Origin of the sequence: Lysobacter sp. FW306-1B-D06B (assembly GCF_038446665.1) — a bacterium.
In the GTDB taxonomy this organism is placed as follows: Bacteria; Pseudomonadota; Gammaproteobacteria; order Xanthomonadales; family Xanthomonadaceae; genus Lysobacter_J.
The window spans coordinates 1,737,188-1,750,241 of the sequence record NZ_CP151802.1; the positions used below are offsets into that span (position 1 = coordinate 1,737,188).

At 68.2% G+C, this 13,054-nt stretch carries 15 protein-coding genes; 14 read left to right on the forward strand and 1 reads right to left on the reverse strand.

From position 1 onward, the window contains the following. Nucleotides 1–67: 67 nt before the first annotated feature. The gene (locus AAFF32_RS07985) at nucleotides 68–979 is read right to left on the reverse strand and encodes a PhzF family phenazine biosynthesis isomerase (protein ID WP_342317022.1); all 912 of its coding nucleotides are present in this window, start codon (nucleotides 977–979) and stop codon (nucleotides 68–70) included. Nucleotides 980–1,221: 242 nt separating this feature from the next. On the opposite strand from AAFF32_RS07985, the gene AAFF32_RS07990 reads away from it, so the two are divergent. The 14 genes from AAFF32_RS07990 (at nucleotide 1,222) to tolA (ending at nucleotide 12,970) form a co-directional block, all read left to right on the forward strand. After that, complete coding sequence (locus AAFF32_RS07990) at nucleotides 1,222–1,536, forward strand: zinc ribbon domain-containing protein (protein ID WP_216960083.1); 315 nt, start codon at nucleotides 1,222–1,224, stop codon at nucleotides 1,534–1,536. Nucleotides 1,537–1,668: 132 nt separating this feature from the next. Further along, nucleotides 1,669–3,465, forward strand: coding sequence for an aspartate--tRNA ligase (gene aspS, locus AAFF32_RS07995; RefSeq protein ID WP_342317023.1), 1,797 nt, complete (start codon nucleotides 1,669–1,671; stop codon nucleotides 3,463–3,465). Nucleotides 3,466–3,471: 6 nt separating this feature from the next. Then, nucleotides 3,472–3,753 (forward strand): DNA primase, encoded by a 282-nt coding sequence (locus AAFF32_RS08000; RefSeq protein ID WP_216960077.1) that lies wholly within the window; start codon nucleotides 3,472–3,474, stop codon nucleotides 3,751–3,753. 2 nt (nucleotides 3,754–3,755) lie between these two features. Continuing rightward, nucleotides 3,756–4,274, forward strand: a complete 519-nt coding sequence (locus AAFF32_RS08005; RefSeq protein ID WP_342317024.1) for a GNAT family N-acetyltransferase — start codon at nucleotides 3,756–3,758, stop codon at nucleotides 4,272–4,274. A gap of 160 nt (nucleotides 4,275–4,434) precedes the next feature. Continuing rightward, nucleotides 4,435–5,085 carry an alpha/beta hydrolase gene (locus AAFF32_RS08010; protein WP_216960071.1) on the forward strand — a complete coding sequence of 217 codons (651 nt, stop codon included), beginning with the start codon at nucleotides 4,435–4,437 and terminating at the stop codon, nucleotides 5,083–5,085. Nucleotides 5,086–5,122: 37 nt separating this feature from the next. Beyond that, nucleotides 5,123–5,851: a YebC/PmpR family DNA-binding transcriptional regulator gene (locus tag AAFF32_RS08015; RefSeq protein ID WP_216960068.1), complete on the forward strand. Its 729-nt coding sequence runs from the start codon at nucleotides 5,123–5,125 to the stop codon at nucleotides 5,849–5,851. A gap of 27 nt (nucleotides 5,852–5,878) precedes the next feature. Next, on the forward strand, nucleotides 5,879–6,406 hold the full coding sequence (gene ruvC / locus AAFF32_RS08020) for a crossover junction endodeoxyribonuclease RuvC (protein ID WP_216960065.1): 528 nt from the start codon (nucleotides 5,879–5,881) through the stop codon (nucleotides 6,404–6,406). 130 nt (nucleotides 6,407–6,536) lie between these two features. Further along, complete coding sequence (gene ruvA / locus AAFF32_RS08025) at nucleotides 6,537–7,127, forward strand: Holliday junction branch migration protein RuvA (protein WP_216960062.1); 591 nt, start codon at nucleotides 6,537–6,539, stop codon at nucleotides 7,125–7,127. A 39-nt stretch (nucleotides 7,128–7,166) separates the two neighbouring features. Next, nucleotides 7,167–9,086, forward strand: coding sequence for a potassium transporter Kup (locus AAFF32_RS08030; RefSeq protein WP_216960060.1), 1,920 nt, complete (start codon nucleotides 7,167–7,169; stop codon nucleotides 9,084–9,086). A 62-nt stretch (nucleotides 9,087–9,148) separates the two neighbouring features. Continuing rightward, nucleotides 9,149–10,180: a Holliday junction branch migration DNA helicase RuvB gene (ruvB, locus tag AAFF32_RS08035; protein WP_216960058.1), complete on the forward strand. Its 1,032-nt coding sequence runs from the start codon at nucleotides 9,149–9,151 to the stop codon at nucleotides 10,178–10,180. Continuing rightward, nucleotides 10,177–10,608, forward strand: coding sequence for a tol-pal system-associated acyl-CoA thioesterase (ybgC, locus tag AAFF32_RS08040; protein WP_216960057.1), 432 nt, complete (start codon nucleotides 10,177–10,179; stop codon nucleotides 10,606–10,608). Before ruvB ends, ybgC begins: the two co-directional genes overlap by 4 nt. 67 nt (nucleotides 10,609–10,675) lie before the next feature. Beyond that, nucleotides 10,676–11,461 carry a protein TolQ gene (tolQ, locus tag AAFF32_RS08045; protein ID WP_216960055.1) on the forward strand — a complete coding sequence of 262 codons (786 nt, stop codon included), beginning with the start codon at nucleotides 10,676–10,678 and terminating at the stop codon, nucleotides 11,459–11,461. Between the two features lie 88 nt (nucleotides 11,462–11,549). Continuing rightward, nucleotides 11,550–11,999 carry a protein TolR gene (gene tolR, locus AAFF32_RS08050; protein WP_216960053.1) on the forward strand — a complete coding sequence of 150 codons (450 nt, stop codon included), beginning with the start codon at nucleotides 11,550–11,552 and terminating at the stop codon, nucleotides 11,997–11,999. Continuing rightward, nucleotides 11,999–12,970 (forward strand): cell envelope integrity protein TolA, encoded by a 972-nt coding sequence (gene tolA, locus AAFF32_RS08055; RefSeq protein WP_216960051.1) that lies wholly within the window; start codon nucleotides 11,999–12,001, stop codon nucleotides 12,968–12,970. Before tolR ends, tolA begins: the two co-directional genes overlap by 1 nt. The last annotated feature ends 84 nt before the right edge of the window (nucleotides 12,971–13,054 follow it).

Here is a 13,054-nt window from a genome sequence, read left to right on the forward strand (position 1 = left end):
CCCGCGGCGGGAGAGTGACAAGCTCCCTTGTCCCGCTTGCGGGATGACGGCGCTCTTCGCAGTACGCCTACGCCACTTCGACCGTCCGCTCCATCCGCTCGCCGAGCACCGCACGGCCTTCGATCGCCACCGCCACCGGCTCGCCGTCGTCGACAGTGACCGTGACGTCCATGAAGCCACCGCGTCCTTCGCCGGTGCGCTGGCGCGCGCGGAATCGCACTTCGCCGTTTCGCGTGTCGATCAGCCCGTGTTTCACCAGCCACGCGCCCATCGGACCGTTCGCGTTGCCGGTCACCGGATCCTCGTGGATGCCGATGCCCGGCGCGAACATGCGCCCGTGCGTCAACGCGTCGCCGCCGTCTTCGGAATCGAGCGTGAAGACGAAGTAGCCCCGGGAGCCCGTGCGCTCGTCCAGTGCGGCCAGGCGCGTCATGTCCGGCCGCAGCGCATGCAGGCGCGCGCGGCTTCGGATCGGAATCATCAATTTGCCGTGGCCGGTGCTGACGAACTGCACCGGACCGCGCCGATCGAACTCGTCCAGAGCGAGACCGAGCGCGAGGGCAAGTTCGTGCACCAGGTCCGGCGACAGCGGCTGGCTGAACGTCGGCGGATTCTGCTGTATGCGCACGACGATCCCATCCGCGTCGCGGCGCGTTTCCACCGACTGCACACCCGCGCCGGTGAGCTGCCGGCGCACGCCGGGCGCGGCGCCTTCCAGCGCCAGCGCGAAATGCGCGCCGACCGTCGCGTGGCCGCACACGGGCACTTCGGTCGTGGGCGTGAAGTAGCGGATGTGCATGTCGTGCCCGGAGTCGCGCGCGGGCAGGACGAAGGCGGTCTCCGAATGGCCCAGTTCGGCCGCGATGGCCTGCATCCGGGCTTCGTCCAGGCCGGTGGCGTTGGTGACGACGCCAGCGGCGTTGCCTTGGCCGGGATGCGTGGTGAACGCGTCGATGCGGTACAGGCGCAGCGGTTCCATTGCGTGATCCGACGTGGGGGATCCGCAGTGTAGGGCGCGTGTGCGGCGGAACTCGCGCGTGAGCCAGAATCACAGTGTTTCGCCGCAGGAAGTGCGCGCGAGGAGTCCGTGAGCGGACCTGCCCATGGCGGATCTGCGGGCCGCGCGTCGGCCGATCCGGCCGCCGGCAAGGCCCGATGACCTTGAAAATCGAGCATTCGCCGCCAAAATGCCCGCCTGACTTTCGCAATGTCCGCGGTGCCATGCCGATCTATGCCTTCGAGTGCGCCGCCTGCGGCCACACCTTCGACCGTCTGCAGAAGCTGTCGGACGCCGATCCGGCGCAGTGCCCGGCCTGCGGCGAGCCGCAGGTGCGCCGCCAGCTGACCGCGCCGCAGTTCCGCCTCGCCGGCGGCGGCTGGTACGAGACCGACTTCAAGAAGGACGGCGACAAGAAGCGCAACCTGGCGGGCGAGGGCGGCTCGGGGTCCGCCGCCGGCGGGAGCAAGCCCGCCGAATCCAAGCCCGCCGAAGCCAAGCCGGCCGAGAAGAAGCCCGACCCGCCGGCCAAGGCCTGACGGGGCCGGGCGCCACGCCCGCACCCGCCGGCGCCCGACCGCCGGCCGCGCATGGGCCAACGCCCGCGGCTGCCGCTAAAATGCACGGTTCTCCGGCCCCGCGCCGGACCGTTGCGATCCACTGGAGCCCCCATGCGTACCCATTTCTGCGGCCTCGTCGACGAGGCCCTGATCGGCCAGACCGTCACCCTTTGCGGCTGGGCCGACGTCGCCCGCAACCTCGGCGGCCTGTGCTTCATCGACCTGCGCGACCACGAGGGCATCGTGCAGATCGTGGCCGAGCCGACCACGGACGCGGCGCTGGGCGCGGGCGAGGCCAACGCGGCCGTCATCGCGACCGCGGCGAACGTGGGTTACGAGGACTGCCTGCGCGTCACCGGCGTGGTGCGCAAGCGTGAGTCGGTCAACAACAAGATCCGGACCGGCCAGGTCGAAGTCGTCGCGACCCGGATCGAGGTGCTGAACAAGGCCGAGCCGCTGCCGTTCCACGCCCACGAGAACGCGGGCGAGGACATCCGCCTGAAGTACCGCTACCTGGACCTGCGCCGCCCCGAGATGCAGCAGATGATGCGCACGCGCATCAAGCTGGTGCAGGCACTGCGCCGCTACCTGGATTCGCGCGGCTTCCAGGACATCGAGACGCCGATCCTGACCAAGGCGACACCGGAAGGCGCGCGCGACTTCCTCGTGCCGGCGCGCATGCATCCGGGCGAGTTCTACGCGCTGCCGCAGTCGCCGCAGCTGTTCAAGCAGATCCTGATGATGGCGGGCTTCGATCGCTACTATCAGATCGCGCGCTGCTTCCGCGACGAAGCGCTTCGCGCCGACCGCCAGCTCGAGTTCACCCAGCTCGACATGGAGTTCGCGTGGGTGTCCGAGCGCGACGTGCAGGACCTGGTGGAAGAAATGATCCGCGCCGTGTTCCGCGAAGTGATGGACGTCGAGCTGGCGGCGCAGTTCCCGCGCATGACCTACGCCGAAGCGATGCGTCGCTACGGTTCGGACAAGCCGGACCTGCGGATCGCGCTGGAGTTCACCGACATTGCCGAGCTCGTCAAGAACTGCGAGTTCAAGGTCTTCACCGACTGGGCCAACCACGAGGACGGCCGCGTGGTCGCGCTGCGCGTTCCGGGCGCCTCGACGTTGAGCCGCAAGCAGATCGACGACTACGCCGCGCACGCCGCCAAGTACGGCGCCAAGGGCCTGGCGTGGATGAAGATCGAGGACGCCGCCAAGGGCCGCGAGGGCGTCAATTCGCCGATCGCCAAGTTCCTCGACGACGCGACGCTGGCCGCCATCGTGCAGGCCACCGGCGCCACGACGGGCGATGCGATCTTCTTCGGCGCGGCCACGTACAAGTCCGCCAGCGATTTCATGGGCGCGCTGCGCCTGAAGCTCGGCAATGACCTGGGCCTGGTCGCGGAAGGCTGGGCGCCGCTGTGGGTCACCGACTTCCCGATGTTCGAGTGGGACGAGGAAGAAGGCCGCTACGTCGCGCTGCATCACCCGTTCACCGCGCCGGCGGTCGATTCGATCGACGACCTGCGCGCCAACGCGAAGACCGCCGTGTCGCGCGGCTACGACATGGTGCTCAACGGCAACGAGATCGGCGGCGGTTCGATCCGCATCCATAACTCGCAGATGCAGAGCGCGGTGTTCGAATTGCTCGGCATCGGCGCGGAAGAGGCGGAAGGCAAGTTCGGCTTCCTGCTCGACGCGCTGCGCTTCGGCGCGCCGCCGCACGGCGGCATCGCCTTCGGCATCGACCGCATCGCCGCGCTGATGGCGGGCACCGAGTCGATCCGCGACGTCATCGCGTTCCCCAAGACCACCACTGCGCAGTGCCTGATGACCGGCGCCCCGTCGCCGGTGCCGGACGTCCAGCTGGCGGAAGTGCACATCCAGGTTCGACCCAAAGAAGGGAAGTAAAACGAAATGACTGAAGTGGCTTTTGATCTCGAGTGGGAATTGCTGGGCGAGACCGGTTCGTCCGAAGGTGCAGGCCTGGTGACCGAGCGCGCGCAGGTGTTCGGCGGCTGGCTGGTGCGCACGCGCACGACCGGCGGGCAGGTCTCGATGGCGTTCGTGGCCGACGACCAGTTCCGCTGGGACGGTGAGGATTTCGGCGACGAGTACGAGGAAGAGGACGAAGACGCCGAAGAGGACGAGGAAGACGAGGACGAAGAGTCCGAGGAAGACGAAGAGGACGAGAAGTAAGCATGCAACTGCGCCGCGCGACGTCTGCCGATGCCGACGTGCTGTCGGCGCTGTCCGCGGCATGCTTCACCGAAACCTTCGGCCATCTGTACCCGCCGGAGGATCTGCGTCACTTCCTGCACGAGGCCTATTCCGTTGCGGAATGGGCCTCGCTGCTTTCCGATGAGGCGTATGCGACCTGGCTGCTGGAGGTCGACGGCGTGGCGGTCGGCTATGCGACGGCCGGCGCCTGCGCATTGCCGCACGACGACGTGCAACCCGGCGACGGCGAGCTCAAGCGCCTGTACGTGCTGCGCGAACACCACAACGGTGGCTGGGGCTCGCGCCTGTTCGATGCGGCGCAGGCGTGGCTGCTGCGCGACGGACCGCGCACGCTGTGGATCGGCGTGTGGAGCGAAAACCTGGGTGCGCAGCGGTTCTATGCCCGGCACGGGTTCGAGCGGGTGGGGGACTACGACTTCGTGGTCGGGAGCACCCGGGACCACGAATTCATCCTGCGCAGGGCGGCAGCTGTCGACTAGCGCCTTCGGCTGGTAGACCTTTCAGCTGTCATCCCCGCGAAGGCGGGGATCCAAGGCGGCCGGCATCACGCTCTCCGGAAGCCGGAATGGCGGCGGGTCGTTGGGTTCCCGCCTTCGCGGGAACGACGGCAATGGGACTGACTTCGGGCACCATGCCGGCATGACCGATCCCTCCGACACCCGCCGCGTCGTCCTGCTCCACGGCCTGTGGATGCCGCGCCTGTCGATGCACTGGGTGGCGCGGCGGCTCCGTGCGGAAGGCTATGAGCCCGACTTCTTCGGCTACGCGACCATCGCCGGCGGCCCCGATGCGGCACTGCCGCGGCTGGCCGAGCGCCTGCGCGGGCGCCCGGCGCATCTGCTGGCCCACAGCCTGGGCGGGCTGGTCGCCCTGAGCACGCTGGAATCCCACCCTGACCTGCCCGTCGCCCGCGTCGTGTGCCTGGGCTCGCCCCTGTGCGGAAGCGCGGCCGCGCAAACCCTCGCGGCCCAGGCCTGGAGCGCGCCTTACCTGGGCCGGAGTGCCCGCTTGCTCCGCCAGGGCTGCCCGGTGTGGAACGGGCCGGCCGCCATCGGCATGGTCGCCGGGCGCACGCCGCTGGGGCTGGGACGCTATTTCGGCCGGTTCGAAGGCGAGAACGACGGCACCGTGGCGGTCGCCGAGACTCGCCTGCCCGGGTTGGCGGACCATGCCGTGATCCCGGTCAGCCACACCGGCCTGCTGTATTCGCCCGAAGTGGTCCGCCTGGCGGTGGGTTTCTTCCGCGACGGGCGCTTCCCGGTGCGCGGCAGCGGCGGTCCGATCGAGTAAAATTGTCGGCTTCGACACGTTTCAGCCGGAAGACTCCATGGGCAGAGGTCCCTCGATCGAAGCGCGCAAGAACGCGGTGGACGCGCAGCGCGGCAAGATCTTCACCAAGATCATTCGCGAGATCGGCGTGGCCGCCCGCGGCGGCGGCGGCGATCCGTCGGGCAATCCGCGCCTGCGCGCGGCGGTCGACAAGGCGCTGTCGGTCAACATGTCCAAGGACGTGATCGAGCGCGCCATCAAGAAGGCCACCGGCGAGCTGGAAGGCGTGGTGTACGAGGAGATCCGCTACGAGGGCTACGCCCCGGGCGGTGTCGCCGTCATCGTCGACTGCCTGACCGACAACAAGGTCCGCACCGTGGCCGATGTGCGCCACGCGTTCGGCAAGTTCGGCGGCAACCTGGGTACCGACGGCTCGGTCTCCTTCATGTTCAAGAAGGTCGGCGTGCTGTCGTTCGCCGCCGGGGCCAACGAAGAAAGGATCACCGAGGTCGCCATCGACGCAGGCGCCGACGACGTGGTCGTCTACGACGACGGCGCCATCGACGTGATCACCGCGCCGGACGCCTTCGCCAGCGTGAAGGCCGCCATGGACGCCGCGGGCCTGGCCGCCGACATCGCCGAAGTGACGATGCGCGCGGACAACGACATCGCCGTCGCCGGCGAGACCGCCCAGCAGGTGGTCAAGCTGCTGCGCTGGCTGGAAGACATGGACGACGTCCAGAACGTCTATTCGAACGCCGACCTCGACGAGGGCGCCTACGCCTGACCCTCGCGTCCGGTATAGGCTGACGACGTGATCCGCATCCTGGGCATCGATCCCGGCTCTCAGCGCACCGGCGTGGGCGTCATCGACGTCGCCGCCGACGGGCGCTGCACGTTCGTGCACGCGCAGGCGCTGAAGCTGCTGGACGCGGAGGACTTCCCGTCGCGCCTGGGCCTGCTCTGCGAGGGGCTGGAGGCGCTGCTGGACCAGTGGCAGCCGCATCAGGTGGCGATCGAGACGGTGTTCATGGACAAGTCGGCGACCTCCGCGCTGAAGCTGGGCCACGCCCGCGGCGCGGCACTGGCCACCGTCGTGCGGCGGCGCATCCCCATCAGCGAGTACGCGCCGCGGGTGATCAAGCAGTCGCTGGTCGGGCGCGGTGCGGCGGACAAGGACCAGGTCCAGCACATGGTGCGGCTGCTGCTGAACCTGCCCGAAGTGAAGCTGCAGGCCGACGCCGCCGACGCCCTTGCGGTGGCGCTCACCCACGCCCACATGAGCGCTACGTCGGCGCGAACCGGCCTGTCGACGGCGCTGCTGCGCAGGCGGGGGTCATGAGCTTCAAGAACGGGAACGGGGGGCGGAAACCCGGGAAGGCGACGCTTTCGCGCCGATGCGTTGCGTGCGCTCGCGGCGTTTCCTTCATTGTTTTCACTTCCGTGTTTCCGCTTCACCCAGGAGCGTTGCGATGATCGGCCGCCTCAAAGGCACCCTGGTTTTCAAGCAGCCGCCGTGGCTGGTCGTGGACGTGCATGGCGTCGGCTACGAGCTGGAAGCGCCGATGAGCACCTTCTACGACCTGCCGGACCTGGGGCGCGAGGTGTCGCTGTTCACGCATTACGCGCAGAAGGAAGACAGCGTGTCGCTGTACGGCTTCCTGCGCGAAGGCGAACGCAGGCTGTTCCGCGACGTGCAGAAGGTCTCCGGCATCGGCGCGAAGATCGCGCTGGCGGTCCTTTCCGGCGTTTCGGTAGACGAATTCGCACGGCTCGTCCAGGCCGGTGACATCACCGCGCTGACGCGCATCCCCGGCATCGGCAAGAAGACCGCCGAGCGCATGGTGGTGGAACTGCGCGATCGCGCGGCGGACCTCGCCGGCGCAGGCGCCACGCTCGCCTCACCGGGCGGCGCGGCCGATCCGCAGAGCGAGGCCGTCATCGCCCTGCAGCAGCTGGGCTACAAGCCCGCCGAGGCCGTGCGCATGGCGCGCGAAGCCGTGGCCGTCGGCGACGACGCTGCCACCATCATCCGCAAAGCGCTAAAGTCCGCGCTTCGTTGACCCGTGGCGCTTCGCGCCGCCCTTGTCGATTCCTATCCCATGTCCCTTCCCGCAACCGATTCGCGCAGCCACGGCCATGGCAAGCAGGGGCTGGCCGGCCTGGTCGTCGGCGCGATCGGCGTCGTCTTCGGCGACATCGGCACCAGCCCGCTGTACACGCTGAAGGAAGCGTTCTCGCCGCACTTCGCCCAGCAACTGGGCATGGTGGTGGACGAAGCGACCGTGCTGGGCATGCTGTCGCTGGTGTTCTGGGCGCTGATGATCGTGGTCACCCTGAAGTACGTGACCATCATCATGCGTGCCGACAACCAGGGCGAAGGCGGCATCATGGCGCTGATGGCGCTGGCCCAGCGCACGCTGGCGAAGGGCTCGCGATCGGCCTACGTGGTGGGCATCCTGGGCATCTTCGGCGCGTCGCTGTTCTTCGGCGACAGCGTGATCACGCCGGCGATCACCGTGCTCGGCGCGGTCGAAGGCCTGGAAGTCGCCGCGCCCGGGCTGCATCGCTTCATCGTGCCGCTGGCCGTGGTCATTCTGGTGCTGGTGTTCTTCGCCCAGCGCTTTGGTACGGAGAAGGTCGGCCGCGTGTTCGGCCCGGTGATGCTGGTGTGGTTCTTCTCGCTGGCGGCGATCGGCATCTACAACATCGTCAAGGCGCCGGCCGTGATCCAGGCGCTCAATCCGTGGTGGGGCATGCAGTTCTTCATGTCGCACGGCCTCCTGTCGGTGATGATCCTGGGCGTGGTGGTGCTGGCCGTCACCGGCGGCGAGGCGCTGTACGCGGACATGGGCCATTTCGGCGCCCGGCCGATCCGCCACGGCTGGTACTTCATGGTGCTGCCGTGCCTGACGCTGAATTATCTGGGGCAGGGCGCCTTCGTGCTCGCGCATCCGGAGGCGGTGAAGAACCCGTTCTTCGAAGCCGTTCCACCGTGGGCGCTGTATCCGATGATCGTGCTGGCGACCATGGCGGCGGTGATCGCCTCGCAGGCGGTGATCACCGGCGCGTTCTCCGTGGCGCGGCAGGCGATGCAGCTGGGCTTCCTGCCGCGCATGCAGATCAAGCACACCTCGCACGAAACCATCGGTCAGATCTACGTGCCGGGCATCAACTGGCTGCTGATGGTAACGGTGCTGGTCGTGGTGCTGATGTTCCGCAGTTCCACCGCGCTGGCCACGGCCTACGGCATCTCGGTGTCGGCGACGATGCTGATCGACACGCTGCTGCTGGCGCTGGTCGCGCGCGCGCTGTGGCCGCGCTGGCGCACGTGGGTGCTGCCGCTGTGCTTGGTGTTCTTCATCGTCGATGTGGGCTTCGTGGTCGCCAACGGCGCGAAGTTCTTGGACGGCGCATGGTTCCCGCTGCTGCTGGGCGTGGTCGTGTTCACGCTGCTGCGTACCTGGCGTCGTGGCCGCGAGTTGCTGCACGACGAGGTGCGCAAGGAAGGCATCGGCCTGGACAGCTTCATCCCCGGCCTGATGCTCGCACCGCCGGTGCGCGTGCCGGGCACGGCGATCTTCATGACCGCCGACAAGGGCGTGGTGCCACACGCGCTGCTGCACAACCTCAAGCACAATAAGGTGCTGCACGAGCGCAACGTCTTCCTCACGGTGGAGACGCTGAACATCCCGTACGCGCCGAGGGAAAAGCGCCTGAAGATCGAGTCGATCGCCGGAGAGGACTTCTACCGCGTGCTGATCCGCTTCGGCTTCATGGAAGTCCCCGATGTCCCGCTCGCGCTGATGCGTTCCTGCGACGCCGGCGGCACCTATTTCGACCCGATGGACACCACGTACTTCGCCAGCCGCGAGACCGTGGTGGCCAGCCGTCACCGCGGCATGCCGATCTGGCGCGACCGGCTGTTCGCGTTCATGCACCGCAATGCGGCGCCGGCGACCGGGTTCTTCCGCATTCCGGGCAACCGGCTGGTGGAACTGGGCGCGCAGGTTGAGATCTGATGGGCGCCGGAGCGTGCCCCACGTCGCTGTGACCCACGCGCCGCGCGTGCGAACATAGGCGGATGAACGATCACCGCATCATCGCCGCCGGCGCCACGCGCGAGGACGAGGCCATCGAGGCCTCGATCCGCCCCAAGCGGCTGGACGAGTACCTCGGCCAGCAGCCGGTGCGCGAGCAGATGAAGATCTACATCGAGGCGGCCAAGGCGCGCGGCGAGGCGCTGGACCACGTGCTGATCTTCGGGCCGCCCGGCCTGGGCAAGACCACGCTGAGCCACGTCATCGCCAACGAACTGGGCGTGAACCTGCGCCAGACCTCCGGCCCTGTGATCGAAAAAGCCGGCGACCTGGCCGCGCTGCTGACCAACCTGCAGCCGCACGACGTGCTGTTCGTGGACGAGATCCACCGCATGTCGCCGGCGATCGAGGAAGTGCTCTATCCGGCGATGGAGGACTACCAGATCGACATCATGATCGGCGAGGGCCCGGCCGCGCGCTCGATCAAGCTCGATCTGCCTCCTTTCACCCTGATCGGTGCGACCACGCGCGCGGGCCTGCTGACGGCGCCGCTGCGCGACCGTTTCGGCATCGTGCAGCGCCTGGAGTTCTACAACGCCGAGGAGCTCACCCGGATCGTGCGGCGCTCGGCGAAGATCCTGGGCATCGCCTGCGAACCGGAGGGCGCGGCGGAGATCGCCAGGCGTTCGCGCGGCACGCCGCGCATCGCCAACCGTCTGCTGCGCCGCGTGCGTGACTTCGCACAGGTGCGCGCCGGCGGCGACATCACGCGCGAAGTGGCCGACGCGGCCATGGCGATGTTGAAAGTCGACCCGGAAGGCTTCGACGAACTCGATCGCCGCCTGCTTCACACCATCGTCGATTCCTTCGACGGCGGCCCGGTCGGCGTGGAATCGCTGGCCGCGGCGCTGAGCGAGGAGCGCGGCACGATCGAGGACGTGGTCGAGCCGTATCTGATCCAGCAGGGCTACCTGATCCGCACCGCACGCGGCCGCATGGCCACGCCGAAGGCGTATCGCCACATCGGCCTGAAGCCCAAGCCCGGCACGGGCGGTCTTTTCGAGGAACAGCCATGACGGGCGAGACGGTTTCGGCGACGTTCAGTTGGCCGACACGCGTCTATTGGGAAGATACGGACGCCGGTGGGGTGGTTTACCACGGGCGGTACGTGGCCTTCCTGGAGCGCGCACGGACCGAATGGATGCGCGCGGAGGGTCATGGCCAGGAGGCCCTGCGAAGCGAACACGATCTGGTGTTCGCGGTGCGCGCGATGCAGATCGACTTCCTCAAGCCGGCGCGACTGGACGATGCGCTGGCGGTGGAGGTCGAGCTGGTGGAATGCCGCCGCGCCAGCGCGGTGTTTGCACAGACGATTCGCCGCGGCGGCGATGTGCTGCTGACTGCGCAGGTGCGCGTGGCCGCGCTCGACGCCGCCGGGTTCCGCCCGCGCGGAATCCCGTCGCCGCTGCTGGAAGAGCTCAAGGCGCTCGAACGGCCGCGCTGACCGTACCACCCGACAAACAAGACACACGTTGCAGACAGTCCCGCTAGACGGGCACGGAGAACCAAGCATGACGCCACTGTTGACCGCGCTGCAGGCCACCTCGGTCGAAGCCCTGCCGGAAGACGCCGCAAACGCCGCAGGCGCTGCCGCGCAGGCCGTGACCGCCGGCGCCGCCGACGCCAACAGCCTCAATCTGCTGCAGCTGGTGCTGCATGCGAGCATCCCGGTCCAGCTGGTGATGCTGCTGCTGTTGTTCGGTTCGATCGCCTCGTGGGTCATCATCTTCCGCAAGAAGCGCGTGCTCGACCGTGCCGCGCGCGAGGCCGATCAGTTCGAAGAACGCTTCTGGTCGGGCGCCGAGCTGTCCAAGCTCTACGCCGGCGCGACCGAGCGCAACCGCGAGGTCAGCGGACTGGAAGCCATCTTCGAAGCCGGCTTCCGCGAATTCAGCCGCCTGCGCCAGCGCCGCGGCGCCGACAGCCGCATGCAACTGGAAGGCGCGCAGCGCGCCATGCGCGCCACGGGTTCGCGCGAGATCGATGGCCTGGAGCACAACCTGGAGTTCCTCGCCAACGTCGGCTCGATCAGCCCATACGTGGGCCTGTTCGGCACGGTGTGGGGCATCATGATTTCGTTCCAGGGTCTGGCGAACATGAAGGAGGCGACCATCGCCACAGTCGCGCCGGGCATCTCCGAAGCGCTGGTCGCGACTGCGATGGGCTTGTTCGCGGCCATCCCGGCGGTGTGGGCCTACAACCGCTTCGCCACCAAGGTCGAGCGCATGTCGGTCCGTTACGACGCCTTCTCCGAAGAGTTCTCCTCGATCCTGCAGCGCCAGGTCGACGAAACCTAGCGCGAGTCCGTCGCAAGAGCCCGCACGCCAATGTGCGGACTCTTACTCCGCACTGGCATCAGAAGCACCGGAACAGTAGAGGAAGGCCATGGCCGGGATCACCGCGCGCCGCCATCGCAAGCGCAAGCTCAAAGCCGAGATCAACGTCGTTCCGTACATCGACGTGATGCTCGTGCTGCTCATCATCTTCATGGTCACCGCGCCCCTGCTGAACCTGGGCGTGGACATCGACCTGCCGCAGTCCAACGCCAAGTCGATCCAGGAGAAGAAGGACCCGGTCATCGTCAGCGTCGATGCGCAAGGCCATTACTTCCTGACGGTGAAGTCCGGCAGCAACGAAGCCGTCGATGCGAAGGCGCTGGAAGCCAAGGTGCGCGCGATCGTCTCGCAGAATCCGGACGTGGCGGTGTTCGTGGCCGGTGACGCCAAGGCCAATTACCAGCGGGTGATGGACGCGCTGGTGCTCCTGCAGAGCGCCAACGTGAAGAAGGTCGGCCTGATGAGCCAACCCGACCAGGCCACCCAGGGCGGTCGCTGATGCGCGAGTCGCGCGCCGACACCACGCAGGCGATCGTCTGGGCGCTGCTGCTGCATGTGTTCCTGTTCGGACTGATGTTCATCGGTCTGTTCTGGACGCGTGCCACGGCGCCGGTGTCCGTGGCCGGCTCGCCGGTCTCGGCCGAGTTGATCGACGCCAACGCTCTGTCGCCGGCGATGCAGCGCACGCTGCGCAACCGGCCCAAGCCGATCGAAGACGTGCCGCCGCCGCCAGAACCCGAGGACACCGCGCCGCTTCCGCAGCCCTTGCCGGAGCCGGTGCCGCAGGATGCGGTCGCGCCGCCGCAGCAGCAGGCGCAGGACTTCATCCCGGTGCCCGACACCGAGAACCAGGAGGCGGTGGTCGAAACGCTGACCCCGACGCCGGCCGAGGAAAAGAAGGCGCAGGAACTCAAGCGCAAGCAGGAGCAGGTCGACCTGACCGAGCAGAAGCGCCAGCAGCAAGTCGAACAGCAGCGCCGCCTGGCCGAACAGCAGGACCAGGAGCGCCAGCAGAAGCTCGCCGACATCCGCAAGAAGCGCGAACAGGCCGCCCGCGAGGCCAATCTGGCCGAGCAGCGCCTGCGCCAGATCGCCGACGTCCGCGCCCGCCAGTCCTCGAGCGAGACCGCGCCCAGCACCGGTTCCAGCGACGCCAGCCCGCCCCCGGGCAACAACGGCGCCGACGCCGGCCTCAAGGCCCGCTACGCCGCGGCGCTCCAAGAGGCGATCCTCGCCAAATGGACGCGGCCGGAGACGGTGCCGGTCGGCGCGCGCTGTCGGCTGGTGATCCGCCAACTCCCGGGCGGGCAGGTGATGAGTGCGGAAGTGTCATCGCCCTGCGCCTACGATGAGCAGGGTCGCCGCTCGATCGAGGCGGCCGTGCTCAAGGCCCAGCCCTTGCCCTTCGCCGGCTTCGAGTCGGTGTTCGAACGCAATCTCACGCTGAACTTCACCGCCGAGGACCGCTGAGCGGTCCAGGCTTGGGTCCCGGTCGGCCCCGCTGGCCGGGAAGGAGTCGCGGGCAGGGTTCAGTTTTGAGCCGGCGTTCACCTG